The 23,843-nt window shown below is 69.7% G+C and carries 22 protein-coding genes and 3 tRNA genes; 5 read left to right on the forward strand and 20 right to left on the reverse strand.

The annotated features are described in order from the left end of the window. Positions 1-75 precede the first annotated feature (75 nt). Positions 76-1,050: a threonine ammonia-lyase gene (locus Tbon_RS00510; RefSeq protein WP_225734654.1), complete on the forward strand. Its 975-nt coding sequence runs from the start codon at positions 76-78 to the stop codon at positions 1,048-1,050. Positions 1,051-1,088: 38 nt separating this feature from the next. Here Tbon_RS00510 and Tbon_RS00515 read toward each other — a convergent pair. From Tbon_RS00515 to def, 9 genes are all read right to left on the reverse strand, one after another. Continuing rightward, positions 1,089-1,163 (reverse strand) — tRNA-Arg (locus Tbon_RS00515). A 57-nt stretch (positions 1,164-1,220) separates the two neighbouring features. Then, positions 1,221-2,162, reverse strand: a complete 942-nt coding sequence (locus tag Tbon_RS00520) for a PH domain-containing protein (protein ID WP_158065800.1) — start codon at positions 2,160-2,162, stop codon at positions 1,221-1,223. Next, positions 2,126-3,052: a branched-chain amino acid transaminase gene (locus tag Tbon_RS00525; protein WP_158065801.1), complete on the reverse strand. Its 927-nt coding sequence runs from the start codon at positions 3,050-3,052 to the stop codon at positions 2,126-2,128. Before Tbon_RS00525 ends, Tbon_RS00520 begins: the two co-directional genes overlap by 37 nt. A gap of 67 nt (positions 3,053-3,119) precedes the next feature. Continuing rightward, positions 3,120-3,542 carry a hypothetical protein gene (locus tag Tbon_RS00530; RefSeq protein WP_158065802.1) on the reverse strand — a complete coding sequence of 141 codons (423 nt, stop codon included), beginning with the start codon at positions 3,540-3,542 and terminating at the stop codon, positions 3,120-3,122. A 65-nt stretch (positions 3,543-3,607) separates the two neighbouring features. Beyond that, a complete protein-coding gene (locus Tbon_RS00535; protein WP_158065803.1) occupies positions 3,608-4,465 on the reverse strand; it encodes a hypothetical protein in 858 nt (285 codons plus the stop codon). After that, a complete protein-coding gene (locus Tbon_RS00540; protein ID WP_192498028.1) occupies positions 4,462-5,034 on the reverse strand; it encodes a DinB family protein in 573 nt (190 codons plus the stop codon). The genes Tbon_RS00535 and Tbon_RS00540 overlap by 4 nt, the downstream gene beginning before the upstream one ends. Positions 5,035-5,068: 34 nt before the next feature. After that, positions 5,069-5,575 carry a hypothetical protein gene (locus Tbon_RS13645; protein ID WP_192498029.1) on the reverse strand — a complete coding sequence of 169 codons (507 nt, stop codon included), beginning with the start codon at positions 5,573-5,575 and terminating at the stop codon, positions 5,069-5,071. Position 5,576: 1 nt separating this feature from the next. Beyond that, the gene (gene eno, locus Tbon_RS00545) at positions 5,577-6,926 is read right to left on the reverse strand and encodes a phosphopyruvate hydratase (protein ID WP_158065805.1); all 1,350 of its coding nucleotides are present in this window, start codon (positions 6,924-6,926) and stop codon (positions 5,577-5,579) included. Between the two features lie 10 nt (positions 6,927-6,936). Further along, on the reverse strand, positions 6,937-7,437 hold the full coding sequence (def, locus tag Tbon_RS00550) for a peptide deformylase (RefSeq protein WP_158065806.1): 501 nt from the start codon (positions 7,435-7,437) through the stop codon (positions 6,937-6,939). A 153-nt stretch (positions 7,438-7,590) separates the two neighbouring features. Here def and Tbon_RS00555 point away from each other — a divergent pair, with 153 nt between their 5' ends. Both Tbon_RS00555 and Tbon_RS00560 read left to right on the forward strand, forming a co-directional pair. After that, a complete protein-coding gene (locus Tbon_RS00555) occupies positions 7,591-9,033 on the forward strand; it encodes a CoA-binding protein (protein ID WP_158065807.1) in 1,443 nt (480 codons plus the stop codon). Positions 9,034-9,055: 22 nt separating this feature from the next. After that, positions 9,056-10,159: a glutamyl-tRNA reductase gene (locus Tbon_RS00560; RefSeq protein WP_158065808.1), complete on the forward strand. Its 1,104-nt coding sequence runs from the start codon at positions 9,056-9,058 to the stop codon at positions 10,157-10,159. On the opposite strand, the gene Tbon_RS14530 is transcribed toward Tbon_RS00560, so the two are convergent. The 4 genes from Tbon_RS14530 to Tbon_RS00580 are packed head-to-tail and all read right to left on the reverse strand — an operon-like array spanning position 10,116 to position 16,348. Continuing rightward, entirely contained in the window at positions 10,116-10,961 is an 846-nt protein-coding gene (locus Tbon_RS14530; protein WP_158065809.1) for an Fpg/Nei family DNA glycosylase, read from the reverse strand. The two genes, Tbon_RS00560 and Tbon_RS14530, sit on opposite strands and share 44 nt — an antisense overlap. Then, positions 10,948-15,399, reverse strand: coding sequence for an Lhr family helicase (locus Tbon_RS00570; protein ID WP_158065810.1), 4,452 nt, complete (start codon positions 15,397-15,399; stop codon positions 10,948-10,950). Before Tbon_RS00570 ends, Tbon_RS14530 begins: the two co-directional genes overlap by 14 nt. Before the next feature lie 44 nt (positions 15,400-15,443). Next, positions 15,444-15,884: a hypothetical protein gene (locus Tbon_RS00575; protein WP_158065811.1), complete on the reverse strand. Its 441-nt coding sequence runs from the start codon at positions 15,882-15,884 to the stop codon at positions 15,444-15,446. Continuing rightward, positions 15,881-16,348, reverse strand: a complete 468-nt coding sequence (locus tag Tbon_RS00580) for a winged helix-turn-helix transcriptional regulator (RefSeq protein ID WP_158065812.1) — start codon at positions 16,346-16,348, stop codon at positions 15,881-15,883. The genes Tbon_RS00575 and Tbon_RS00580 overlap by 4 nt, the downstream gene beginning before the upstream one ends. 95 nt (positions 16,349-16,443) lie before the next feature. On the opposite strand from Tbon_RS00580, the gene cofH reads away from it, so the two are divergent. Beyond that, complete coding sequence (gene cofH, locus Tbon_RS00585; RefSeq protein ID WP_158065813.1) at positions 16,444-18,906, forward strand: 5-amino-6-(D-ribitylamino)uracil--L-tyrosine 4-hydroxyphenyl transferase CofH; 2,463 nt, start codon at positions 16,444-16,446, stop codon at positions 18,904-18,906. On the opposite strand, the gene Tbon_RS00590 is transcribed toward cofH, so the two are convergent. The 7 genes from Tbon_RS00590 to Tbon_RS00620 form a co-directional block, all read right to left on the reverse strand. Then, a complete protein-coding gene (locus Tbon_RS00590) occupies positions 18,903-19,949 on the reverse strand; it encodes an LLM class F420-dependent oxidoreductase (RefSeq protein WP_158065814.1) in 1,047 nt (348 codons plus the stop codon). The two genes, cofH and Tbon_RS00590, sit on opposite strands and share 4 nt — an antisense overlap. Positions 19,950-20,010: 61 nt before the next feature. Continuing rightward, positions 20,011-20,685 (reverse strand): winged helix-turn-helix transcriptional regulator, encoded by a 675-nt coding sequence (locus Tbon_RS00595; RefSeq protein WP_158065815.1) that lies wholly within the window; start codon positions 20,683-20,685, stop codon positions 20,011-20,013. Positions 20,686-20,909: 224 nt separating this feature from the next. Continuing rightward, a complete protein-coding gene (locus Tbon_RS00600; RefSeq protein WP_225734729.1) occupies positions 20,910-21,671 on the reverse strand; it encodes a DUF3108 domain-containing protein in 762 nt (253 codons plus the stop codon). A 5-nt stretch (positions 21,672-21,676) separates the two neighbouring features. Continuing rightward, the gene (gene ltaE, locus Tbon_RS00605; RefSeq protein WP_374761740.1) at positions 21,677-22,660 is read right to left on the reverse strand and encodes a low-specificity L-threonine aldolase; all 984 of its coding nucleotides are present in this window, start codon (positions 22,658-22,660) and stop codon (positions 21,677-21,679) included. Positions 22,661-22,710: 50 nt separating this feature from the next. Next, positions 22,711-23,154 carry a S1 domain-containing protein gene (locus Tbon_RS00610; protein ID WP_158065818.1) on the reverse strand — a complete coding sequence of 148 codons (444 nt, stop codon included), beginning with the start codon at positions 23,152-23,154 and terminating at the stop codon, positions 22,711-22,713. 57 nt (positions 23,155-23,211) lie between these two features. Further along, positions 23,212-23,288 (reverse strand) — tRNA-Pro (locus Tbon_RS00615). A gap of 54 nt (positions 23,289-23,342) precedes the next feature. After that, positions 23,343-23,430 (reverse strand) — tRNA-Ser (locus Tbon_RS00620). Between the two features lie 113 nt (positions 23,431-23,543). Here Tbon_RS00620 and Tbon_RS00625 point away from each other — a divergent pair. Next, the gene (locus Tbon_RS00625) at positions 23,544-23,819 is read left to right on the forward strand and encodes an FmdB family zinc ribbon protein (RefSeq protein WP_158065819.1); all 276 of its coding nucleotides are present in this window, start codon (positions 23,544-23,546) and stop codon (positions 23,817-23,819) included. The last annotated feature ends 24 nt before the right edge of the window (positions 23,820-23,843 follow it).

Here is a 23,843-nt window from a genome sequence, read left to right on the forward strand (position 1 = left end):
CGCCGACGGGATATTACCGCACCGGGCGCCGGAGCGCTGGCGATCCAGCGGAGGCGGCCGTAGCCTTCGGGGACAGTGAAACCGTTGCCGCTCCAGTTCAGCGACGTCCTGCGGGCGTACGACCGGGTAGCGCCGGTGGTGCACCGCACCCGGGTCGCGACGAGTCGCCAGCTGGACGAACTGACAGGGCTGCGGGTGTTCCTGAAGTGCGAGAACGAGCAGCGGACCGGTTCGTTCAAGATTCGCGGTGCATACAACCGGCTCGCGCAGCTCACGGCCAGCGAACGCGCCCGCGGGGTCGTGGCGGCCTCGAGCGGAAACCACGCGCAGGGAGTCGCGCTGGCCGCACGGCTGCTGGGGGTGCGGGCGACGATCTTCATGCCAGACGACGCCCCCGCAGCGAAGCTGGATGCGGCCCGGGCCTATGGCGCATCGGTTGAACGGTACGACCGCCGCACAGCGCTCCCGGCGGACCTCGTGGCGCGGTACGCAGCCGAGACCGGCGCGGTCCCGGTCCCGGCGTTCGATGACCCGGCAATTATGGCGGGACAGGGCACGCTGGCGCTCGAATTGCTGGCGGAAACGGGCCCGGTTGACGCAGTTGTTGCCCCACTGGGCGGAGGCGGCCTCCTCTCCGGCGTCGCAACGGTCGTTCGTACGCTGGTCCCGTCGGCGAAAGTCTTCGGCGTGGAGCCGGCGGACGGCGACGACTGGGTGCGGAGCCTCGCCGCCGGCCGACCGGTGCTGATCGACCCGCCGTCGACCATCGCGGACGGGGCGCGGACCCGGCAGCCCGGGGAGCTCACCTTCACCGTTGTCTCGAAACTGGCCTCCGGGGTCGTGACCGTGACGGACGATGACATCCGGGCGGCGGTGCGGTTCCTCGCCCTGCGCGCGAAGATGGTCGTGGAGCCGACCGGAGCGCTCGGCGTGGCGGCTCTCCTGACCGGCCGGCTGGCCATTCCGCGCGGCAGCCGGGTCGGCGTCGTGATTTCGGGCGGGAATGTGGACCCCGGTGCGCTCGGGGCAATCCTCGGAGGGAGTGGGTAAGGGGAATCCGCCGCTGGACGGTGAGGATGCGATGCAGGTGGTACCCCCGGCAGGAATCGAACCTGCGCCTTCGGCTCCGGAGGCCGACACTCTATCCGCTGAGCTACGGGGGCCTGCGAAACATCCTAGCGCGTGGAACGTCTCCGCGCACGGGTCGCGGGGGCCTCGCGTCAGGCCTGCGCGAACGCGATGAGGGCGGCTGCCAGGAGGACCCCCTGGAGAAGCGCACCGCTGGCGAAGAGCCAGAGGCCGGCAGCCCGCTCGAAGGCGTGGAGCGCGGTCCCGGCAACGACGTTGCCTGCGTAGATTGCGGCGGCGAGATAGGCGATGTCCAGCAACTCAGAGCGGTCACCCACACGGACGATGCCGCCGAGCGCCGGGAACGAGAGCTCGACGACCTCCGGAAGCGACGGATAGGAGGCGAACACGTAGCCGCACACGAGCGCGCAGAGCGCTCCTCCGATGCCCACCGCCCAGAGCGCGACCCGGTCCTGCCAGAGCGGGAGGGCGGCGGGCCCGACGCCCAGCGACCGCTGTTCGCCCCGCTCCTCCACGGGCGCGAGCGCGGCCCGCGCCTGGATCGCCTCGGCAAACGCTGCCTGGTCCTGCACCGTCAGACCGTACGCCTCGCCGTCGGTCACGACGTACAGCAGCTCCTCCGGCGTCGCATGGGTGGAGTAGAAGAGGGTATAGCCGACACGCTTGACGTCGCCGGAGCCGACGTGGCAGCCCCACCAGTTGAGGCCCTGCACCTCGGGAGGGTCGAGCGTCCGGCCGGGCACCAGCCGCTGGATGGAGGCGATCGGTACGACAACCCGGCGCCACCCCCAGCGGATCTCGAGCACGTCGGGCCGGATGACGTAGGCGAGCGAGCCGACTGCGTAGGACCAGGCGGCAAACAGCGCGGCCAGCAGGAGCGCCCCCGCCGCGACGAGCCAGGCAAGGAACGTCTTGAACTCGGGCGACGCGCCCCAGGCGATGTTCACGGCGATAACGGCGACCGCAGCCGCCCAGGCCGCGAAGGCGCCGCCGATGATCACGCCCATTGCGCGCGGCGGCCGGACGATAGTCGCGGTCAGTTCGCGACGCGGATGCGTGCCGGCGTGCACCATGCGCGGTACTTCGCGTTCTTGCCCCGGATACAGTCGTAGTACAGCTGGCTCAGCTTCTGGGTGATGGGGCCGGGCCGGCCGTCGCCAATGGTCCGCCGGTCGATTTCGACGACGGGGGTGAGGTGGGCGGCCGTGCCGGTCATGAAGACCTCATCGGCGATGTAGAGCTCCGTGCGGTCAATCTCCCGCTCAACCAGCTCAATGCCGAGTTCGTTCCGCGCGAGTTCGATGACACTCTTCGCGGTGATGCCTTCAAGCACGTTATCGGCCGGGGTGGGCGTAATCAGCCGGCCGTTGCGCACGATGAAGATGTTCTCGCCGCTCCCCTCAGATACATGGCCGTTTTCGTTGAGCATGATCGCCTCGTCAAACCCGTTGGCGTTGGCTTCGGTCTTGGCGAGGGCGCTGTTGACGTAGATGCCGGTCACCTTGGCGCGGGGCGGGATGCCGGTGTCCTGGACGCGGCGCCAGGTGCTGGTATGGCAGCGCGCAACCTCGGGCAGGTAGGCCGGGAACGGCGTGAGGAAGATGAGGGTGTCGCTTTCAAGGTTGTGGAGCCGCACGCCGAGCTGTTCGCTCGACAGGTAGACCATCGGCCTGAGGTAGACATCCTCGGTAAAGCCGCTCCGCTCGACGAGCTCGACGGCGATTTCGCACAGGCGGTCAACCGAGTCGTGCATCTGGAGCATAAGGATCTTGGCGCTCTGCTGGAGCCGCTCGAAGTGTTCGCGCATGCGGAAGAGGTAGACCGTCTGGTCCTCTTCGTTCCAGTTCCCCCGGATCCCTTCGAATACCGCCGTCCCGTAGTTGAAGGCGTGGGTCATGACGCCGATCTTTGCTTCGCTCAGCGGCACGATCTTTCCCTGGAAGTACGCGTACGGTGTCGGCATGGGTCTCCTCGTCCCGGCGAACCCGGGGTTTCCGCAAGTATACGCCGGCGCTCCGTTTCGGGGCGGCCTACTCGAGGCCGCGGCTGAAGAACGTGGGCTCCCGGCACTCCGGGATTTGCGGCTCAAGCTGCGCCAGCCGCCGCCGGACGTCGTCGGGCGGCAGCGGCGGAGGTGTGGTAACGACCGACGTCGGGTCTTTCAGCGCTGCCTCCAGGTAGGCGACGAACTGCCGGTTGTACTCGGTGAGGTCCGGCGGCGGGTCGATTTGCCGCATGCTCGCCGCGAATTCTTCGATCACGGCGGCGATGGCCTCCGGCGTGGTAGCGCTGATGAGCGCGTCGGTTACCCGGTCGATTCCGACGCAGACCGCCCGGAGGTAGTCGGTGTCGTTGCCAGTGCCGCGGGGCTGGCTGCCCGCATCGTCGCCGCCGCAGGCAGCGGAAACAGCGAACACCGGGAGGAGGATGGCGGCGATAAGTCGCGAACGCACGGAGTGGATGGTACACCGTCCTCCGCATGCGGGCGTTCAGGCCCGTTGACGCCCCGGCAGTTCGGTCACAGCAGGATGCGTTTCAGGGCCGACCGCGGCTCCCGACGCCAGTTGACGATGAGCGCTCGTTCAACGCCCTCCCGCTCGACCCGCTCGATGCGGCACCGGTCGCGGCGCGCCAGCGCCGTTGCTGCGCGCCGGCACCACGCCGCAGCACCCTCCGGGGCCGCCGGCAACGGCGCTTCGCCCGGGAAGCGGTCCCAGTGCGCGATGCCGAGCCGGAGCAGCCAGCCGAGGGTGAGCTCGGCGAGCCCCAGATGGAAATCGCGGTCGCCGAAGGTGGCAAGGTAGCGCTCGCGGTTCGAATCAGAGGCGGTCAGCAGGGCTGTCGCACCCAGGTGCGGAAGGGCGAAATCAGAGGCTTCGCGGTACACCTCGCCCAGCGCAGGGACGCGCGCCAGCGACTCGGCAGAGCGGAAGGGGTGAAGCCGGAATTCTGCCGCGTGGAGGTCGGGGGCTTCGCCGACCCCATCCCCGTCCAGCCAGCCCGACCACTCTTCGGCCCCTGACTGGAGGTGCGAGAGCGCGGCGGCCTCGAAGTCGGCTGCCGCCCGCACCAGCACGGCCGCCGAGGAGTAGTCGCCCCATTCAATAGCGTGCAGGGCCTGGAGGCGTGCGAGCCAGCCGCGTGACCACGGGCCGAGGGTCGCTGCCATGACGCGGTTTCGGTACTTCGCGCCGGCGCAGGCCTCGGCGTGCTGGCCTTCGAGCTCCAGGCCTTCGATGACGAGAGCGACGTCCTCCCCAAGGACGAAGGACGTTTGGCGGTACGCATCGCTGCTCCCGGGCAGGTCGGCGGGCGGCCGCGGAGCGCGGGCGGCCCGGCCGTTCACGCGCGGCGGCGAAATCCTGCGGGCGCTCATGGCTCCGGGTTCATCGCCGCCTGGTAGCGGGCCACCACGGGGTCTTCCAGCCATGCGCCGAGCTGTTCGGCCCGGCCCGGCAGCGCCCGGCACATGTCGACCACATGCATTGGGTCGTGTTTACACCACCCCCGCAGGTAGGCGCCGAGCGGCACGGTGGTCGGGGGCCGTTTCGCGTCGCCGGCGAACCGGATCGGTCGCCCCAGGTCATCATCGGTCAGCGCAAGGAGGTCCCGCTTGAGCAGGTCGCGCTCCCGCCGCGCCTCCTCGAGGAGCGCTTCGACCGAATGCTTCCGACGCTCCCGGACGCGGTGCTCGTTCCACTCGTCAACATCGAACCGGTTGCCATCGGCGGTGCGGAGGCCGGCGTCTTCGCCCCGGCGCACAGCGCGGAACATCTCGGCAACGGGCCCGTCGATGGTGGCAAGGTGGGCGATGAAGTCGCGGACGAGCCAGGTTGAACCCGGCACGGACCGCTCAAGCTCCTCAGCGGTGAGCGAAAGGCAGAACTGTTCGAACCGTATGCGATGGGCATCCAGTTCTGCCACGATGGCTTCCAGCTGGCTCATGGCGCAGCCTCCGGGTCTGCTGTTTCCGCGTACTCTACCCGCCCGGCGCCACAGCGTCGGACGGAGCACCCGCCAGCGGGGGTGCGGCAGGCGGCTCGGGGGCCTTCTTCCACCGGACGACGAGGGCGTCGTCGGCCGCCTCAGGCAGGGCCTCGAGCAGGGCGTCGCGCGCGCGGGTAAAGAGAGCAGCGCGCTGCCACAGATCAGGGAGCGGACCGTCCGGGAGCGTCTCCCGGAGCTGGCCGGCTGCGGCGAAGGCAGAGCGGAGCGCCGCGCGGAGCCGTTCGACCGTCGCATCGAGGGTGGCCAAACCCCCGGGCTGCGCCGGGGCGGACGGCCGCTCGGCGGGCATGCCGTTCCCAAGCCACGCGGCAAGCGCCTCCTCTTCCGCGGCCAGCTGCCCCACCAGTGCGGCTACCGTCGTACCGCGGGCGGGGACCGGCCGCTGCCAGGCATCGGGCGGGGCAAGGCGGAGCAGGTGGATGGTCACGGCCTGCTCGTACATCAGGCGGTCCACGGCGGAGCGGACAGCGATGTGCATGTTAGTGGCGGGACCGCCGGCGTTCGGTGCGGGGCCGGGGCCGCGGAGCAGCGACCTGCTCGCGGGCGGGCGCCGGCCCGAGCTGCGGCATGGCATTCCAGCCGGCGTACTCCGCCTTCCGGCCGAGCTCGCGCTCAATTTCGAGGAGGCGGTTGTACTTTGCGGTGCGCTCGCTGCGCGCCGGGGCGCCGGTCTTAATCTGCCCCGAACCGGTGGCGACGGCCAGGTCGGCGATGAAGGTATCCTCCGTCTCGCCCGAGCGGTGGCTGATGACGGTTGTCCAGCCGGCGCGGTGGGCCGCCTGGACGGCTTCGAGCGTTTCCGTCAGCGTGCCGATCTGGTTGAGCTTAATCAGGACGCTGTTGGCGGCCCGCTCCGTGATGCCGCGCCGGATGCGGGCGGGGTTGGTCACGAACAGGTCGTCTCCCACGAGCTGGCAGCGCTGGCCGAGCCGCTCAGTGAGCAGCTTCCAGCCGTCCCAATCGTCCTCGGCAAGGCCGTCCTCGATCGAGCGGATCGGGTACTTCTCCACCCACGCGGCCCAGTGCTCCACCATCTCGGCGGAGCTCAGGGTGCGGCCCTCCTTTACGAGCGTGTACTTGCCGTCAGCAAAGAGCTCGGTGGTTGCCGGGTCGAGAGCAAGAACGACATCCTGGCCGGGACGGTAGCCCGCGCGCTCAATTGCCTGCATTACTGCGTCGACAGCGGCCTCGTTGCCCGGCAACGACGGCGCAAAGCCGCCCTCGTCGCCGACCGAGACACTCTGGCCAGCATCGTGCAGCACAGCCTTGAGGGCGTGGTAGATTTCGGCGCCCATGCGGAGCCCCTCGGCGAAGGTGGGGGCGCCGACGGGCATCACCATGAACTCCTGGAAGTCCGTGCTGTCGGGAGCGTGCTTGCCGCCGTTCAGGATGTTGAACATCGGGACTGGGAGCAGGCGGGCGGTCGGGCCGCCGAGGTAGCGGTAGAGCGGAACGCCCCACGATTCGGCCGCCGCCCGCGCGACTGCCAGTGAGACCCCGAGGATGGCGTTAGCCCCGAGGCGGGACTTGTTCGGCGTGCCGTCCAGTTCGCAGAGGATGCGGTCGACCGTGACCTGGTCACTCGCATCGACGTCAGCCAGCGTCTCGGCAATCGGCTCGTTGACATTGCGGACGGCCTTGAGCACGCCCTTCCCTCCGTAACGGGTACCGCCGTCGCGCAGTTCGACGGCTTCGTGCGCGCCCGTGGAGGCTCCCGAGGGCACCATGGCGACGCCGACGGCGCCGTCATCCAGGGCAACGAGCACGCGAAGGGTGGGATTTCCCCGGGAGTCGAGGACTTCCGAGGCTTCGATGTGGTCGATGTGCATGACGTACTCCTTACCCCCGGACCTCGGGCGCGTCGCTCAGGGGGATGAGCGCGTCCGGGCTCGGGAGGTAGTCGATGTAGAGGATGCCGTTGATGTGGTCGATCTCGTGTTCGAGGGCCTCGGCCATCAGGTCGTTCTCGGCCTTGATGCGGACGAGCCTTCCGGTGTAGGGGTCAGTCCCCTGGGCAACCACGCGCACGGAGCGAGGGATCTGGCCCCGGAAGCCGGGAACCGAGAGGCAGCCTTCATCGCAGGTCCGCTGTCCCGCCCGCCGCACGATCTCCGGGTTCACCAGCGCGATGGGCTGGTACCGCTCGTCGTGCACGTCGATGACGATGACGCGGAGCGGGACGCCGATCTGCGGCGCAGCCAGCCCGACGCCAGGGGCGTCATACATCGTTTCCCACATGTCCTCGATGAGCTTGTGAATCGAGCGGTCGATGGTGCGGACGCGCCGGGCCGGCTCGCGGAGGACCGGGTCGCCCGCACGGCGGATGGGAATGATGGCCACGTCTCCAGGGCTCCAAAGGTAGGTCGCTGCGCGCCGCTGGCCAGTGTACCGCGGCCCGGGGCTACGGGGGCAGCAAGGCCGGCCCTCTGATAGACTGGCGCTGCCCGGCCCCCGCCGGGCTTTCGTGCGCCAAGAACCATCCGGAGAAGCGACGTGCCCGAAGCCCCATCCCTCGATTTCATCTTCCACCCGAAGTCGATCGCCATCGCCGGCGTCTCGGCGAAGGAGGGCGCCGGGTTCGGCGGCGGGGGGTTTGTGGCATCGCTGCAGGAGATCGGATTCCGCGGCCCGATTTACCTCATCCACCCGACAGCACCGGCGATACGCGGCCTGAAGTGCTACCCGTCGCTCCGTGATATCCCCGACGATGTGGACTACGTCATTTCCTCGGTCCCGGCCCGGTTTGTGCCGCAGCTGCTGGAGGACTGCATCGCGAAGGGCGTCCGGGTGCTCCACCTGTTCACGGCCGGGTTCACCGAGACCGGCGATGCGGAGCGGGCCAGGATGGAACAGGCAATCGTCGCCCGGGCGCGCGAGGCCGGGATCCGCATCATCGGGCCGAACTGCATGGGGCTCTATGTGCCGGCTTCACGGCTCGCGATGATGCCGGGCCAGCCGCCCGAGCCGGGACCGGTGGGCATGGTCTCGCAATCCGGGATGAACGCCGGCGAGTTCGTGCGCTACGCCACACCGCGGGGCGTCCGCTGTTCCAAGGTCATCAGCTTCGGCAACGGCGCTGACCTCAAGGCTGCCGACTTCCTCGACTACCTCGCCGACGACCCGGAGACGGGCATCATCGTTTCCTACCTCGAAGGTATCCAGGACGGGCCCCGGCTGGCGCGCGTGATCCGGAGGACCGCGGCCCTGAAGCCGCTGGTCATCCTCAAGAGCGGGCGGACCGAGGCGGGCTCCCGGGCCGCAAACTCCCACACTGCCTCGCTCGCCGGTTCGCTCCAGGTGTTCGACGCCCTGTGCCGGCAGGCGGGAGCCATCCGGGTCGAGAGCCTCGAAGAGCTGACGGACATGGCCGTGACCTTCCAGTTCGTGAAGCGGCTCAGCGGACCGAACATCGTCGTCGTCGGCGGAGGCGGCGGTGCGAGTGTGCTGGCCGCCGATGACCTCGCTGCTGCCGGGCTGGCGCTCCCTCAGCTCCTTCCCGAGACGCAGGAAGCGCTGGCAAAGGTCACCCACGAGGCCGGCACGAGCATCCGGAACCCGATCGACACGACCTCGGTCTGGGAGGAAGAGGGGTTTGAGGCCACCTTCCGGCCGGTGGCCGAGGCCCCGAACGTCGACGTCATCCTCTACCACACCGGCTTCGGTACCGGCCCGATGGCACGCGTGGGCGACGTGCGCACCCGGATGGCGCGCCAGGCAGAAACGCTCGGGCGGGTCCAGCAGGAATCGGGCAAGCCGGTAGTGGTGGCGATCCGCCCGGCCACAAACGTCGAAGGCTTCCAGCAGTCGCTTGACTTCCAGGAGCTTTGCTGGCGGGCCGGCCTTGCCACCTATCCGTCGATCGCCCGGGCGGGGGTTGCCCTTGGTCATCTCCTGCGCTGGCAGCGAATGCGGGGCGAAATTCCGCGAACTCTCTGAAGTTGATAGACTTGCTCGACAAATGGAAGGCCCCTCCTGGCTCCCGGGGTTCCGCGTCTGCGCCTGGCGAGTCGTCTCGCTCGACGCTGTCACCATGGCTGCCCTCGAGGGCGACGTACGGACCGCGCATCCCGGCGCCGCAATCGTCACCAGCTGCCAGCGGCTGGAGGCGTACGGGTTCGAACCGTGCGAATGCGGGGCTCCGGTGCGGCTCGCAGGGCGGGCGGCGCTCGAGCGGCTCGCGGGTGTTGCGGCCGGGCTTGATTCGGTAGTCATCGGCGAGGCGCAAATCGCTGGACAGGTTCGTGCTGCCTTCCGCGGGACGCGCGGACCGCTCCGGGCTGCCGCAGATGTGGCGCTGGCCGCAGCCCGCGACGTCCGCCGGACGTTTCCCCAGCGGAGCCATGCCGGCCACCTGCTCGACCGGGCCCTGACCACGGCACGGGTTCAGCCAGGCGGACGGCTGCTCGTGCTCGGAACGGGCGCGATGGGCCGGCTCATCGCCGCGCGCGGGCGGGAGCTGGGGTTCGAGGTCCTGCTCGCAGGCCGGCGTGACCCGGCTATTGGCGTCCCCTTCGTGCCGCTGGCCGACGTGTCCGGACTGGGACCAGTCGATATCGTTGCCGGCTGCCTCGGCTCCGGCGCAGGCGAAGTCCGCCTCGAGGCGCTGCCGCCGGCCGGCCTCGCGGTTGACCTTGGAACTCCCCGGAATTTCACGGGAGAACCCGCCGGCGTGGTCATCACGCTCGCCGACCTGCTCGCAGACGAGTCCCGCCGCCCTCACGCGGTCGCTCTGCGGTCCCGCCTGGCTCAGGCGGTCCGAGCAGCGCTGGACCGGCGGCTGGCAAGGGTTACCGAGGACTCACACCACCCGATTGGGCGATTCCGCCTGGCCCTCGAGCGCGCGCGCCAGGCAGCGCTTGCCGCCGCCCTCGCGGCACAGCCCACGGCCGACCGGGATGCCCTCGACCGCGCCCTGCACGCGGCGGTCAACCGGCAATTTCATGACCTCACCGAGCAGCTGCGCCGGGAGCGGGCGTATGACCGGGCGCTCAGGCTCGCTGCAGCCCTCGAATCCTGGGTCACCCCTGCCGATGCCGAGCGTGCGGCGGCGGCGCTGCGCTGACCGAACCGGCGGCAGGCGCCTGGCAGGTCGGGCACCAGGTGGTGTAGCGGATATCAACCCCCTGCCGCGCCGAGCGGAGCCGGGTGCCGCAGCGACGGCAGGGCTGGCCTGCCCGCATGTAGACGTACATCTCCGGCCTGCGCTGGAGGCCGAGAGCATTCGGGCGGCCGACGCTGGCCAGCAGCAGGTTGCGCGCCGTCTCGATGAGCTGCAGCAGCTGCTCGTCGCTCAGGTCCCGGACGCGGGCCCATGGATACTGGCGGCAGCGGAAGAGCGTTTCGTGCTTCCAAATGTTGCCGACCCCGGCCATCACCCGCTGGTCCATGAGCGCGTCGCCGATGGTAAGGTCGGCGCGGAGCGGGTCGCGGAACCGCACGAGCGCCTCGGCCGCATCGAACTCCTCCGCAAGGAGGTCCGGGCCGAGGCCGGCGAGCGGCCGGTGGGCAGGGAGCGCGCGCGTTTCGAGCAACTCAATCACGGGCGCGCTGAAGTTCACGACGACGGCGTCGTCGACTTCGAGAACGAGGCGGGCCTCCCGCTCGGGGCGGGACCACGGCTGGCCCGGCCGGTAGACGTGCCAGGTGCCGTACATCCGCAGGTGGCCCCGGAGCGAGAGCCCGTTATCGAACTCGATCACGAGGTTCTTCCCGAGGGACCGGGCACCCAGGCAGGTCGCACCGACCAGCCGCTCGACCTGCGGAACCGGCCCCGGGCCGTGCGACCGCGCGGTGCGGATGACCTTGCCGGCCAGAGCGCTGTGCACCCGGCCAGCGAACCGGTAGAGGGCGTCACCCTCGGGCATAGGCCATGGTCCCCGGGGAAGCGGTGCGGAGCGTGAGGCCCCGGTAACCTGCTGCAAAGCCGCGCCGGGCGAGGTGCTCCGCGAGCGGGGATTCGGCGGCGGGCTCCCCGTCGATACGTTCTATGGTTAGGCCGCGCGGGGCGAGCCATGGGGCGGCCCGGCAGAGACAGTCGAGTGCGACAGCCAACCGCTCCTCGCCGTCGGGGTCATCAGCCGGCAGCTGCAGGAGCGACTTTCCCCACCGTTCGAGAGCGAGCACCGGCCGGCCGTCGACAAGGATTGCGAAGTTCCCGGCAGTGCGGGCAGGTCCGCGGACGGCGGCATCGCCAGCAGCGGGCCACGGCAGCAGCTCTCCGTAGGGCTGGGCCGGGTCGACTGCGGCAACGATGACGGACTGCAGCCGGTCCGCGGGCTCCCGCTCGGCACGGAGGCGGTCCACGGTGCCGGGCAGCGCGAACTGGGCGCCGCCGACGCCCTCGACAAAGTACCCCCGCCGGACCCGGCCGCGCTCTTCCATCTCGCGGAAGACCGGGTAGAGCGCCGAGAACCCGCCGCGGACTGCCTCAGCGTTTACCGCCTCGCGGGCCGCAACACCACGGCGTTCGAGCACGGCGGAGGCCCAGGCGTGCAGCGCCCGGGTCCGGTCGAGCGCGGGCGGAAGGACGGACCACCGGCCGGCGGCCTCCGGGGGAAGGCTGCGCAGGCGGCCGCCGGGGGCTGCGCCATCCCTGCCGCGCCGGGCCCACGCGCGGAGCGGAGCGAGCGTGTCGTTGGTGATGAACCCGCCCCAGACGAGGTCCCAGAGCACGCCGAGGACGTCCCGCAGCGGGGCGCCGGTCGCGGCGACGATGTCCGTGAAGAAGAGGGCGCCGCGTTCCCGCAGGAGGTCGAGGATGCGGCCGGCAAGCGGCTCCTCCGGGAGTTCTGGCGCCGGCGGAACGAAGGCCGCGAGGCGCTCCCGGGCCGCGAGCACCACCCGGCCATCCTCAGCCCGGAGCCGGCCCGCCCCAAACCAGGCAACCTCGCCGGTAGCGCAGAGCGCGTCGAGCATGGCCGGCGTGTAGTCCTCAACGCGGGCGGGCAGGATGACCCGTTCGAGCATCGAGGCGGGGAGCGGATACCCCTCGAGCTGGGCAACGGCGTCGCGCAACGCGTCAAGGCCGCGGCGCGGCCGGATGAGCCCGTGCCAGCTAAGGAGGAAGCGGGTGTAGGTCGCGCCGTCGACCGGCTCCACCTCTTTCCTGAGGCTGGCAACTGCCCGGCGCTCGATGGTGCGGAGCACCCCGACGTCACACCATTCCGTCCCGGCGCTTCCCGGCCTGAACGTCCCGGCGACCATGCGGCCCTCCCGTTCGAGCTGCCGAAGGGTATCGGCAACGAGCGCGATGGGCAGATTCCAGCGGGAGGCGGGCTGCCCGGCGTGAAAGGGTCCGTGGGTGCGGGCGTACCGCGCCAGCAGCGACGCCAGTGCGCCCTCGGCCGGGGGCGCGAACGCCCCCGGCACGCCCTGCGGCAGCGCAACCCCGACGGCATCCCGGTAGCGGGCCGCGTCCTCAGCAGGAATCCAGCGCTCCTCGCCGGCGATGCGGACGGCGCAGGCCCGGCCGGAGCGCGCGAGAGCGGCAAGCAGCGCCTCGCCGAGCCCGGGCTCGGCGATGCGGGCCGCGACCTCGTCCACCGTAAGGTCACCGAGGCGGCGAAGGAGGTCGTGGAGGGCGTCGGCATCGGCCGGTTTCCGGGCCGCCGCCAGGCCCTGGAGCTCGAGTTCGACCTCATCGATGAGGCGCGCGTCGAGGAGGTCGCGCAGGTCGGCCTCGCCGAGGAGGTCGCGGAGGAGCGACCGGTCGAGTGTCAGTGCCTGCGCCCGCCGCTCGGCGAGCGGGGCATCGCCCTCGTACATGAAGGCGGCGACATACTCGAAGACAAGCGAGCGGGCGAACGGGGACGCATCGCGGACGGCGACCTCGCGCACCTCGACCTCGCGCGCCTGGACTCGCTGGAGCAGCCGATGAAGCGCGGGAAGATCGAAGACATCCTGGAGGCACTCGCGGTAGGTCTCGAGGATGATGGGGAAGGAGCCGTACCGGCTGGCAACCGCAAGGAGGTTGGCTGCGCGGAGCCGCTGGAGCCAGAGCGGCGAGCGCGAGCCGGGCCTGCGGCGCGGGAGCAGGAGCGCCCGGGCGGCGTTCTCGCGAAAGCGGGCAGCGAACAGCGCGGTCGAACCGAGGTGCGAGACGAGGAGGTCTTCGAGTTCTTCGGGGGCAGGGAAGAACACGTCGAGCGGCGGCACTTCCTCGCCGCCGCCGAGCCGGATGGCGATGCCATCGTCACCCCAGATGACCTGCGACTCCGGGAAGCCGGCCTCCGCGAGCCTGGCCTCGATGGTCATCGCCCACGGCGCGTGGACGCGGCCCCCGTACGGCGAGAGGATGACGACCCGCCAGTCGCCGAGTTCATCGAGGTACCGTTCGATCACAATGCGGCGGTCGGTCGGGAGGCAGCCGGTGGCCTCTCGCTCCTCAGCGAGATACGCGACGAGGTTGCGCGCGGCGCGCTCATCGAGGTCAGTCTCGGCGGTCAGCCAGCCAACAGCCTCGTCCGGGCTGCGAAACCGTTCGAGATGACGCGTAAAAGCGCCTACGGCCTCGCCGAGCTCAGCTGATCGACCGATACCGTCGCCCCGCCAGAACGGCATCTTGCCGGGCTGCCCAGGAGCCGGCGAGACGATCACGCGGTCGCGGGTAATCTGTTCAATCCGCCAGGTGGTTGCGCCGAGGACGAACGTTTCGCCCGGGCGGCTTTCGTAGACCATCTCTTCGTCGAGTTCGCCGACCCGCGGCCCGCCATCTCCGAGGAACACCCCGTACAGGCCGCGGTCTGGGATGGTCCCTGCGTTGACGATGGCAAGGGTCCGGGCGTCGCGCCGGGCGCTGATGGTGCCGGTCTCGCGGTCCCAGGTGATGCGCGGGCGAAGCTCGGCGAACTCATCCGACGGGTACTGGCCGGCCAGCATCGCGAGCACGCCTTCGAGCTGCTCTCGGCTGAGCGAGGCGAAGGGGTACGCCCGGCGGACCATCCCGAGCAGCTCTTCGACGCTGAACTCCTCGACCGCGCAGGCCGCGACAATCTGCTGGGCGAGGACATCGAGCGGATTCTTCGGGACCCGAGTTTCCTCGATCAGGCCTTCGCGCATGCGCCGGGTCACCACCGCGCATTCGAGGAGGTCGCCGCGGTGTTTCGGCAGGAACCTGCCCCGGCTGATGCCGTCCACCTGGTGGCCTGCCCGCCCCACGCGCTGGAGGCCGCTGGCGACAGATTTCGGCGACTCGACCTGGATGACGAGGTCGACCGCGCCCATATCGATGCCAAGCTCCATCGAGCTCGTGCAGACGATGCCCGGCAGGCGGCCGGCCTTCAGCTCCTCTTCGATGGCCAGCCGCTGTTCGCGCGCGACGGAGCCGTGGTGCGCGCGGAGGAGCTCTGCCCCGGCGAGTTCGTTAACGCGGGCCGCGATGCGCTCTGCCAGGCGGCGGTTGTTCACGAAAATGAGGGTCGACCGGTGCGCCCGGACCTGGTCGAGAATCTCCTGGTAAAAGGCGGGCCAGACTGAGCTCCGCTGCTCCGGGGAGAGTTCGCTCTCGGGGACCGGGCCGGCGAATTCGGCCGGTCTGCTCAGGTCCTCGAGCGGAACCACGACCTGGAGGTCGAGCGCGCGGCGGCTGCCGGCGTCGACGATGCGGACCGGGCGGTCGCCGCCGAGGAATCGGGCGACTTCGTCGAGCGGGCGCTGTGTCGCCGAGAGGCCGATGCGCTGGAACTCCCGCCCGGTGAGCCGTTCGAGGCGCTCGAGGGTCAGCGCAAGGTGCGCCCCGCGCTTCGTGGCGGCCATCGTGTGGATTTCGTCGATGATGACCGTTTCCGCCGTTGCGAGGACCTCGCGGGCGGCCGAGGTGAGCATCAGGTAGAGCGATTCGGGCGTCGTGATCAGGATGTCGGGCGGATGGCGGCGGAGGTCGTCCCGTTCACGGGCAGGGGTGTCGCCGGTGCGCACTGCGACGTCGATTTCGGGGTCGGGCCGTCCATCGCGCAGGGCTGCGAGGCGCAGGCCGGCGAGCGGCGCGCGGAGGTTCCGCTCGATATCGTAGGAAAGCGCCCGGAGCGGCGAGACGTAGATGACGCTCACGCCGGGGCGCACCGGGCGCCCGTCGCGGCCGCGCGGGAGGGGTTCGCGCTGGACGAGGCGGTCGAGGCAGGCAAGAAACGCAGCGAGCGTCTTCCCCGAGCCGGTCGGCGCGAGCAGGAGCGTATGCTCGCCGGTCGCGATTGCCTGCCAGCCAAGCTCCTGTGCGCGGGTCGGCGCGGCAAAGGCCGAGGTGAACCAGGCCCGGGTGGCCGGGCTGAACACCGCGAGGGGCTCGGCCGCAGGCGGCGTGGCCATGAAGCCATTCTGCCAGAGCGGGGCTGCGAACAGATGTTCGCGAACTACGTCCGCCGGGCCGCGGGCCTGGATTTCGACCGCTCCGGCGCCGGCCTCTCCGCCTTTGGCGTTACCGATTCGGTAATGAACCCGAGGCGATGCCGGCGGACATCGTGCTCGGGATGAATCTCGACCCGGAAGATCGTCTGGTAGGGAATGAAGACCTGGGTCGGGTGGTCGTGGTCGGGGCTCGACGTCTGGAGCGCGACCCACTGGTCAGCGACCCCGCTGATGCCGTTGACGTAGTGGGTGACCCCGTCGATGGTCGTGAGTTCGACCACCGGCACCTCGCAGTTGACCTGCGAGCAGAAGGCAGCGATGGCCGGCGGCAGGACGTTCTCAAAAAAGTTGCGGTCGAAGGGCGCGCCGTTGGCGGCGACAGGCGCAGCAGCAGGGATGGCGGCCACGCCCGGTGGCAGGTAGATGATGCGGGATGGCTGGGTCACCGGGGCAGCGTAGCCCCACGATCGGCGGCGGGCAACCGCGCTTCCGAGCGGCCGACGATGCGCACCCGGCGCCGCGGCGCCTGCCGTTCGCAGGTGGGGCAGTGGTAGACGACGCTGATGCCGTGGCCGCATTCGCCGTCGACGAGGGCGAGGTCGGCGTCGGCGTAGCGCTGGCCCCAGTCCGCGAGGGCCCCGACCACGACGCCAAGCGCGTGGCCTTTGGCGGTCAGGCGGTACTCGTACCGGGGCGGGTGGTCGCTGTAGGGCCGGCGCTCGACCACGCTGGCGGCCTCGAGGGCCCGCAGGCGGGCCGTGAGCACGGCAGGGGGGATGCCTTCCACCGATTCGCGCAGTTCATTGAAGCGCCGGCGCCCGCGCAGGAGGTCGCGGACGATGAGGAGCGTCCAGCGGTCGCCGACGAGCTCGAGCGTGGCGGCAACGGGGCAGCGGACGGCGTCGGCCACAGTAGCCTCCCGGGGTTGGTTGCGTTATGCTACGCGCGCGCAGGGGTAAGTTCAAAATCTGAAGTCACCCCGAATCCCGGCGCAGAGACTGCCCCATGCTGCCATCCACCCGCACCATCCTCGACCGTGCGCTCGACGGGATTCTCCCGAGCGAGGCCGAGGCGCTCGCCCTCGCCGACGAGAGCGACCTCGGGCCGCTGCTCGAGACGGCCGCAGCGCTCCGCGACCGCGCTCACCTGAACGTCATCTCCTACTCGAGAAAGGTGTTCATCCCGCTGACTCAGCTCTGCCGGGACGTGTGCCACTACTGCACCTTCGCGAAACCGCCGCGGCCCGGCCAGCGGGCCTACCTGACCCCGGAGGAGGTGCTGGAGATCGCCCGGGCCGGGGCAGCTGCCGGCTGCCATGAGGCGCTCTTCACGCTCGGCGACAAGCCCGAGCTGCGGTACCGGGTAGCGCGCCGGGAGCTCGACGAGATGGGCTATCCGTCGACCATCGCCTACCTCGCCGCCATGGCTGAGCTGGTCCACCGGGAGACGGGCCTGCTCCCGCACGCCAACCCGGGCGTCATGACGCCCGACGAGATTGCGATGCTCCGGCGCGTGTCCGTCTCGCAGGGCATCATGCTCGAGAGCGTGGCGGAGCGGCTGTACACCGAGAAGGGCGCGGTGCACTACGGATCGCCGGACAAGCGCCCGTCTGTCCGGCTGGCCACCATTGCCGAGGCCGGGCGCCAGCAGGTCCCGTTCACCTCGGGCATCCTGATCGGCATCGGTGAGACCCGCCGGGAGCGGATCGAATCGCTGCTCGCCCTGCGGCGGCTGCACCAGGAGTACGGCCACCTGCAGGAGATTATTGTCCAGAACTTCCGCGCCAAGCCGGACACGAGGATGGCGAAGGCGCCGGAGCCAGACCTTGACGATCTGCTCTGGACGATAGCCGTGGCCCGGATCGTGTTTGGCGGGGAGATGAACATCCAGGCTCCGCCGAACCTGAGCTACGACGACTATCCGCGGCTCGTCGCAGCGGGGCTCAACGACTGGGGCGGCGTCTCGCCGGTCACTCCCGACCACGTCAATCCCGAGGCGCCGTGGCCGCACCTCGAGCAGCTTCGCCAGCGGACGGCGGAGTGCGGCAAGGTCCTTGTCGAACGCCTGCCGGTCTACCCGGCCTATGCGCTCGACGCGGAGCGGTGGCAGGACCCCGCGATGCGGACCGCGGTCATCCGCGCTATCGACGCCGACGGCTTCGCGCGGATGGACCGGTGGTCGCCGGGCGACCCGGACACGCCGCCGCCCGCGGCAGATATTCCGCGCCGTCTCGCGCCAGACCGTCCCACCGACACCTCGACGGCGGAGGTGCGCGAGATTCTCGCGTGGCGGGCGGCCGGAAACGACCTGACCGAAGCACAAATTGAACGGCTGTTCCGCGCCCGCGGCGACGACTACCACCTCGTCTGCGAAGCGGCCGACGAGCTGCGCCGTGCGGTGAACGGCGACGTCGTCAGTTATGTCGTTAACCGGAACATCAACTACACGAATATCTGTTACTTCCGCTGCCAGTTTTGCGCCTTCGCAAAGGGGAAGCTGAGCGAAAGCCTGCGGGGCATCCCGTACGACCTGGACACGGCGGAGGTCGCCCGTCGGGCGCGCGAGGCCTGGGAGCGCGGCGCGACCGAGGTGTGCATGCAGGGCGGCATCCACCCGGAGTACACCGGCGAGACCTACCTGAATCTGCTGCGGGCGGTGAAAACGGCCGTCCCGGAGATGCACATCCACGCATTTTCCCCGCTCGAGGTTGCGCAGGGCGCCGAGACGCTGGGTATCCCGGTTCGCGAGTTCCTCCTCCGTCTTCGTGAGGCTGGGCTGGGGACGCTCCCGGGCACCGCGGCCGAAATCCTCGATGACGAAGTTCGCGTGACCCTCTGCCCGGACAAGCTTTCGACGGAGCAGTGGCTCCGCGTCGTGGAGGAGGCCCACCGGGTCGGCTTCAGGACGACGTCGACGATTATGTACGGACACATCGACCGGGCGCGGAACTGGGCGCGCCATCTCGTGCGGCTCCGGGAGCTGCAGAAACGCACCGGGGGATTCACGGAGTTCGTGCCGCTGCCGTTCGTCCACATGGAAGCGCCCATCTACCTCAAGGGCCGGGCGCGCCGGGGTCCCACGTTCCGGGAGGCGGTGCTGATGCACGCCGTAGCCCGTCTGGCGCTCCACCCGTACATCACGAACATCCAGGTCTCCTGGGTGAAGATGGGCGTGGAGGGCGTCCGCGCCTGCCTGAATGCGGGCGTGAACGACATGGGCGGGACGCTGATGAACGAGAGCATCTCGCGCGCCGCCGGCGCCGGGTTCGGGCAGGAGCTGCCCCCGGAAGAGATGGAGCGCACGATCCGCGGGATGGGCCGGACGCCCCGGCAGCGCACAACGACCTACGGAAGTGCGCCCGAGGAGCGGGTGATTGCGTCGTTCGGGGCGCCGCCGCTGGCCCCCATCGTGCTCACCCCTGTCAGGAAGTACGAGCGGAAGCCGGCGGCAGCCGGAGCCGGCGATTAGACCGCTGCGCCACGGCTGGCGCCGGTCAGCTCAGCCATGAGCTTCAGCGCCTCCGGGTCGCGCGACTGGACGAGCAGCGTGGTCACGCCGGCATCTTCCCAGTCGCGGAATCGCTCGCGGATGCGGGCCACCGGGCCGACGAGGGACATCTCATCGGCGAGCTCGTCGGGCACCGCCTCCTCTGCCTCGCGCTTCCGGCCGGCAAGGTACAGCTCCTGGATGCGCTTCGCGGCGTCACCGTAGCCGTATTTGACGGCCATCTCGTTATGGAAGTTCTTCTCGCGGGCGCCCATGCCGCCGATGTAGAGGGCAAGGAATGGCTTCTGCGCGGCGAGCAGGTCGCCGACATCGTCGCCGATGGCGACCGTGCACCCTGCCGCAATGTCGAAGTCCTTCCAGCTCTTGCCGTTCCCGGCGCGCCGGAAGCCCTCCTCGAGGTGGGGGCGGAACATCGGCATGCGGCGCGGCGAAAACCAGATCGGCAGCCAGCCGTCGGCGAGCTCGGCGGTCGTGCGGATGTTCACGGGCCCCATGGTCGCCAGGTAGATGGGCAGCTGCCGCCCGTGAAGGATGCTCTTGAGCGGCTTGCCGAGCCCGGTCGCGCCGGGACCGCGGTAGGGGAGCAGATACTCCTCGCCGTCGAAGGTCACCGGCTCCTCGCGGGCCCAGATTTTGCGCAGGATCTGCACGTATTCGCGCATCCGCACCGCCGGTTTGCCGTACGGCACTCCGTGCCAGCCTTCCACGACCTGGGGACCGCTGAGCCCGAGGCCGACCATCACGCGCCCGCCGGAGAGGGCGTCGAGGGTCGACATAGTCATTGCCGTCATGGCCGGCGTGCGGGCCGGGATCTGCATCACCGCCGTGCCGAGCCGGATTCGGCTGGTGAGGGCCGCGATATACGCCAGCGGCGTGACAGCGTCGGAGCCGTACGCCTCGGCGGTCCAGACGGAGTCATAGCCGAGCGATTCGGCGTAGCGGATGAGGTCGATGGGGAGGTCGAGGCGGGAGCCGGAGTAGCCGATGTTGATGCCGAGTTTCATGCCGTCAATCTTTCCACATTCTGGCTCATCGGCCAAGAAATTGTTCTCGCTGCCAGTTCTGTCAGGCGATGAACCGGTAGCCCTTGCCGCGGATCGTCTGGATGGCGTCTGAGGTGCCGAGGACCTCCCGCAGCTTGCGGCGGAGGTTGCTCACGTGGGCACGTACGAGCGTGCTGGCCCCGGCGGCGTCGTGGTACTGCCATACATCGACGAGGAGGTCGCGCGGGTGCAGGGTCTCGCCCTCGTGCTCCATCAGGTACGCGAGAAGCGTCGCCTCGATGTTCGTGAGGTGCACCTGCCGCTCGCCGCAGCGGAGGGTGTTCGAGGCGAGGTCGAGGTCGAGGCCGCGTTCATTGCCGGGATGCCGTGGGAGGCCGATGCGTTCACGCAGGGCCTCGCCGATGGCTTCAAGGGGAAACGGTTTCTTGATGACGGCGCCCTCAATGCGGAACTGCGGACGCCGCGCGCCCTTGTGGAGCAGATAGATCATTGCCGGGCGCTGGCTCTGGAGGGCCTGAGCGAGCCAGTGGTTGAACTGCGCGAAGGTGGCCCCGTTCTCTCCGCGCGGGAGCCCCTGGACATCGACGATGAGCGCATCGAAGACGTACTCGCCCAGGGTCTCCATGGCGCGGTCGTAGCTGTCGGCGGTGGCCGCGTCGTATCCGCGCTCCCGGACGTAGTCGGCGACGGCGGAACGGGTACGGGGCTCGCGACTTATGACGAATACAGATGGCATACTGGCTATTCGAAATCCTGCCTGACCGGCTGGTAAAGGCGTTGCAGCATCTTCGTGACCGGACGGGCCCGTGTCAAGGAAACGGGACCCCCAAAGCTGCGGTGCATGGACAACTCCCCGAAGGCGGCCAGGCCGCCGTTCACCCTGCGTGTCGGCCTGGGGGCGACGCCGACCGCGGGTGCGAGGATACCCTTCCCGCCTTCGCGTGGTCCTGCATGCTTTCGTTAGGGTGCGCCGGTCCCGCTCAGCACGTAATCGACGTCCTGGAGCCCGTGCACGCGGGCCTTAATCACGCGGTGCGGGGCCTCCGCCTCAACCCACGCAAACTGGGTGATCGTCGATGTGCTGATGCGAATCTTCCAGGTGCGGAACGTCCCGGCAGGGACCGTGACGGTCTCTTCGCCCTCCACCCGCAGCGTCACGTCGAAGACGGCGCCGGTCGCGGCGGACACGTTCCGGTACGTACCCTCGTACCCGGTGCGGAGTTCGATGCCGCGCACGAGCCAGAGCATGGATTCATCGTCGTAATAGGCAGGGTCCGGGTTCGTGCCCGTCGGCTGCGGGAGATCGCGCTCGGTCCGCCGGATCTTGCCGTTATCGTCGGCCTCGAACTTGACCACCGGGTAGGCGTAGGTCGCCGTGAACGAAATCCGGCGATTCTTCTCGGCGTCCACCTGAACGCGCGTCGAGCTGATCGGCTCCAGGGTCTGGGCCTCCACGGTCGCGGTGCCGTCGTCGCGGTGCGGGCCCGGTTCGTCGCTGCAGAGCCTGCTGAGCCGGGTCACGCCCGGCTGGAATTCGACGTCGGTCTCGAGGACGCAGGAGCCATACGGTTCGCGCCCGCTGGCGAGGAGGTCGTACGTGAACCGTTCGTCAGCGGTCCAGGGCGGGCCGAGGAAGACGCGCTCGGCCGGCGGGTCTTCGGATCCGGCGCAGCCGGCGAGGAGAACGCCCGCGACAGCGGCGGGCAGGGCGACCAGGAACATGCGGTTCAATGGGCGGTTGCTCCAGCGATACGTGAGATTCTGGCGAGCGCCTCTTCGATGTCTGCGCGGTCGACATCCAGGTGCGTCACCATGCGGAACCGGCCAGGCCCGAAGCCGACGGCGAGAACGCCCGCCTGTTCGAACTTCCGCAGCCAGTCATCGACATCGCCCCGGAGGACATCGACGACCACAATGTTGGTCTGCGGAGGAACGGGGCGGAACGGCCCGATGGAGGCGAGACCTTCGGCCAGGCGGCGGGCGTTTTCATGGTCGTGCACCAGCCGGTCGATGTGATGGTCCAGCGCGTAGAGGGCAGCTGCAGCAAGCACGCCCGCCTGCCGCATGCCGCCGCCCAGCAGCTTGCGGAATCGCCGGGCACGGGCGATGAACTCGCGGCTCCCGCAAAGGACGGACCCGACGGGCGCCCCTAGCCCTTTGGAGAAGCAAAAGGAAACTGAATCGCATGGCGCCGCGAGGACGTCGACGGGCGTCCTCAGCGCAACCGACGCGTTGAAGATGCGGGCGCCGTCGAGGTGGACCGCCACGCCGCGGGCGCGAGCGACCCCGGCGAGTTCGGCCGTGGTCGCAGCGGAGAGCGCCGCGCCGCCGCAGCGGTTGTGGGTGTTCTCGAGGCAGAGCAGGCGGGTCCCGGGCGAGTGGATCGTTTGCGGGCGGATGGCCCGCTCGACGTCGGCCGACGCCAGACTTCCGTCGTCGAGGTTGGGCAGCGTCCGGGTGACGAGGCCGGCGATGCGGGCCACGCCGCCGACCTCGTAGTGGAGAATGTGCGACTGGTCGCCGAGGATGACCTCATCGCCCGGGCCGGTATGCGCCAGGAGAGCGACCAGGTTCGCCATCGTTCCGCTTGGCACGAAGAGCGCGGCCTCTTTGCCGACCATCTCGGCAGCCCGCGCCTCGAGGCGGTTGACCGTCGGGTCATCGCCGAACACGTCGTCGCCCACCTCTGCAGCGGCCATCGCGGCGCGCATGGGCGGGGTGGGTCGGGTGACGGTATCGCTCCGGAGGTCGATGGGGCGGGTCACGGGGAGCGGCGCTCCCAGAGCGTCTGGTAATGCGAAGCCCCGGTAATGGCGGCGAGCACCTCTTTCCGTTCGAGGGCCATCAGCTCCTCGAGGGCGCGGGCACAGGCATCGGTCGTTTCGTCCGAGCCGAGCGCAGAGGCCCGGTCGACGAGCCGCTGCCAGGCGCCGCTCGCGAGCAGGACCGGCACTGACCGGGGCCAGTGGAAGGTCATCACGCGCTCAGGGAGCGGGAACTCGGGGCGGAGCCGCTTAATGGAGCGGAACCGCTCTTCGACCGATTCGGCGCGGGGCACCACCCGGATGAGCGGTGCAATGCCAGGCCGGGTGCGGAAGTCGACGAGGAGGCGGCGGTCGATGAAGTGGAACCGGACGACGAGGACATCGGCGGTATCGATGACCCGGAAGACTTCGTCGAGGTCGACGCCGTACTCGTCACTCATGTCAGTGCCCCGCAGGCGGCCGAGGGGGCCCTTGCGGGCGGCCTGGCCGCGATCCAGTGGTCGGGGTGCCGCGATTCGAACGCGGGACCTCCTGGCCCCAAACCAGGCGCTCTGCCAGGCTGAGCTACACCCCGCTGCAGACAAGGGTACGCTGGCAGCGGGTTCCGCGCGAAAGAACGCCGGCATGGTGGCGGAGAGGGTGGGATTCGAACCCACGGTGGGTTGCCCCACGACCGTTTTCAAGACGGTTCCCTTCAACCACTCGGGCACCTCTCCGCCGGCAATTGTAGCTGGCCGGGGCCCCTTGCGCCCGGTTAGCACTCTTGACATGGGAGTGCTAAGCCCGGGATCATGGAGGCAGTCTTATCCCTTCCCCTCGAGGTGCGCCGTTGCCGACCTACGAGTACCACTGCCCGGCCTGCGATGCGACCTATGAGCTGCGCCAGGGCTTCGATGCGCCAACCACGCATCCCTGCGAAGAGTGCGGCAAGGGCACGGCAAAGCGCGTGCTCCACGCACCGCCGATCGTGTTCAAGGGAAGCGGCTGGTACATCACCGATAGCCGGAACAAATCGTCCGCGTTGAGCGACACGACGTCCTCGAGCAGCGAGTCGTCGGAAAGCACGGCATCGGAATCGACCGGCGAAGCCGCTGCGGCGTCCTGAGCCGGGCGACGGGGGTCGGACCTT

Source organism: Tepidiforma bonchosmolovskayae (genome assembly GCF_008838325.1).
Taxonomy (GTDB): Bacteria; Chloroflexota; Dehalococcoidia; order Tepidiformales; family Tepidiformaceae; genus Tepidiforma; species Tepidiforma bonchosmolovskayae.

Excerpts from the sequence above, each read along its gene's own strand:
- Tbon_RS00520 (WP_158065800.1), bottom strand. The coding sequence starts at position 2,162 with ATGGTGCACGCCGGCACGCATCCGCGTCGCGAACTGACCGCGACTATC.
- Tbon_RS00525 (WP_158065801.1), bottom strand. The coding sequence starts at position 3,052 with ATGCCGACACCGTACGCGTACTTCCAGGGAAAGATCGTGCCGCTGAGC.
- Tbon_RS00535 (WP_158065803.1), bottom strand. The coding sequence starts at position 4,465 with ATGAGCGCCCGCAGGATTTCGCCGCCGCGCGTGAACGGCCGGGCCGCC.
- Tbon_RS00540 (WP_192498028.1), bottom strand. The coding sequence starts at position 5,034 with ATGAGCCAGCTGGAAGCCATCGTGGCAGAACTGGATGCCCATCGCATA.
- Tbon_RS13645 (WP_192498029.1), bottom strand. The coding sequence starts at position 5,575 with ATGCACATCGCTGTCCGCTCCGCCGTGGACCGCCTGATGTACGAGCAG.
- eno (WP_158065805.1), bottom strand. The coding sequence starts at position 6,926 with ATGCACATCGACCACATCGAAGCCTCGGAAGTCCTCGACTCCCGGGGA.
- Tbon_RS00560 (WP_158065808.1), top strand. The coding sequence starts at position 9,056 with ATGGAAGGCCCCTCCTGGCTCCCGGGGTTCCGCGTCTGCGCCTGGCGA.
- Tbon_RS14530 (WP_158065809.1), bottom strand. The coding sequence starts at position 10,961 with ATGCCCGAGGGTGACGCCCTCTACCGGTTCGCTGGCCGGGTGCACAGC.
- Tbon_RS00570 (WP_158065810.1), bottom strand. The coding sequence starts at position 15,399 with ATGGCCACGCCGCCTGCGGCCGAGCCCCTCGCGGTGTTCAGCCCGGCC.
- cofH (WP_158065813.1), top strand. The coding sequence starts at position 16,444 with ATGCTGCCATCCACCCGCACCATCCTCGACCGTGCGCTCGACGGGATT.
- Tbon_RS00590 (WP_158065814.1), bottom strand. The coding sequence starts at position 19,949 with ATGAAACTCGGCATCAACATCGGCTACTCCGGCTCCCGCCTCGACCTC.
- Tbon_RS00595 (WP_158065815.1), bottom strand. The coding sequence starts at position 20,685 with ATGCCATCTGTATTCGTCATAAGTCGCGAGCCCCGTACCCGTTCCGCC.
- Tbon_RS00600 (WP_225734729.1), bottom strand. The coding sequence starts at position 21,671 with ATGTTCCTGGTCGCCCTGCCCGCCGCTGTCGCGGGCGTTCTCCTCGCC.
- ltaE (WP_374761740.1), bottom strand. The coding sequence starts at position 22,660 with ATGCGCGCCGCGATGGCCGCTGCAGAGGTGGGCGACGACGTGTTCGGC.
- Tbon_RS00610 (WP_158065818.1), bottom strand. The coding sequence starts at position 23,154 with ATGAGTGACGAGTACGGCGTCGACCTCGACGAAGTCTTCCGGGTCATC.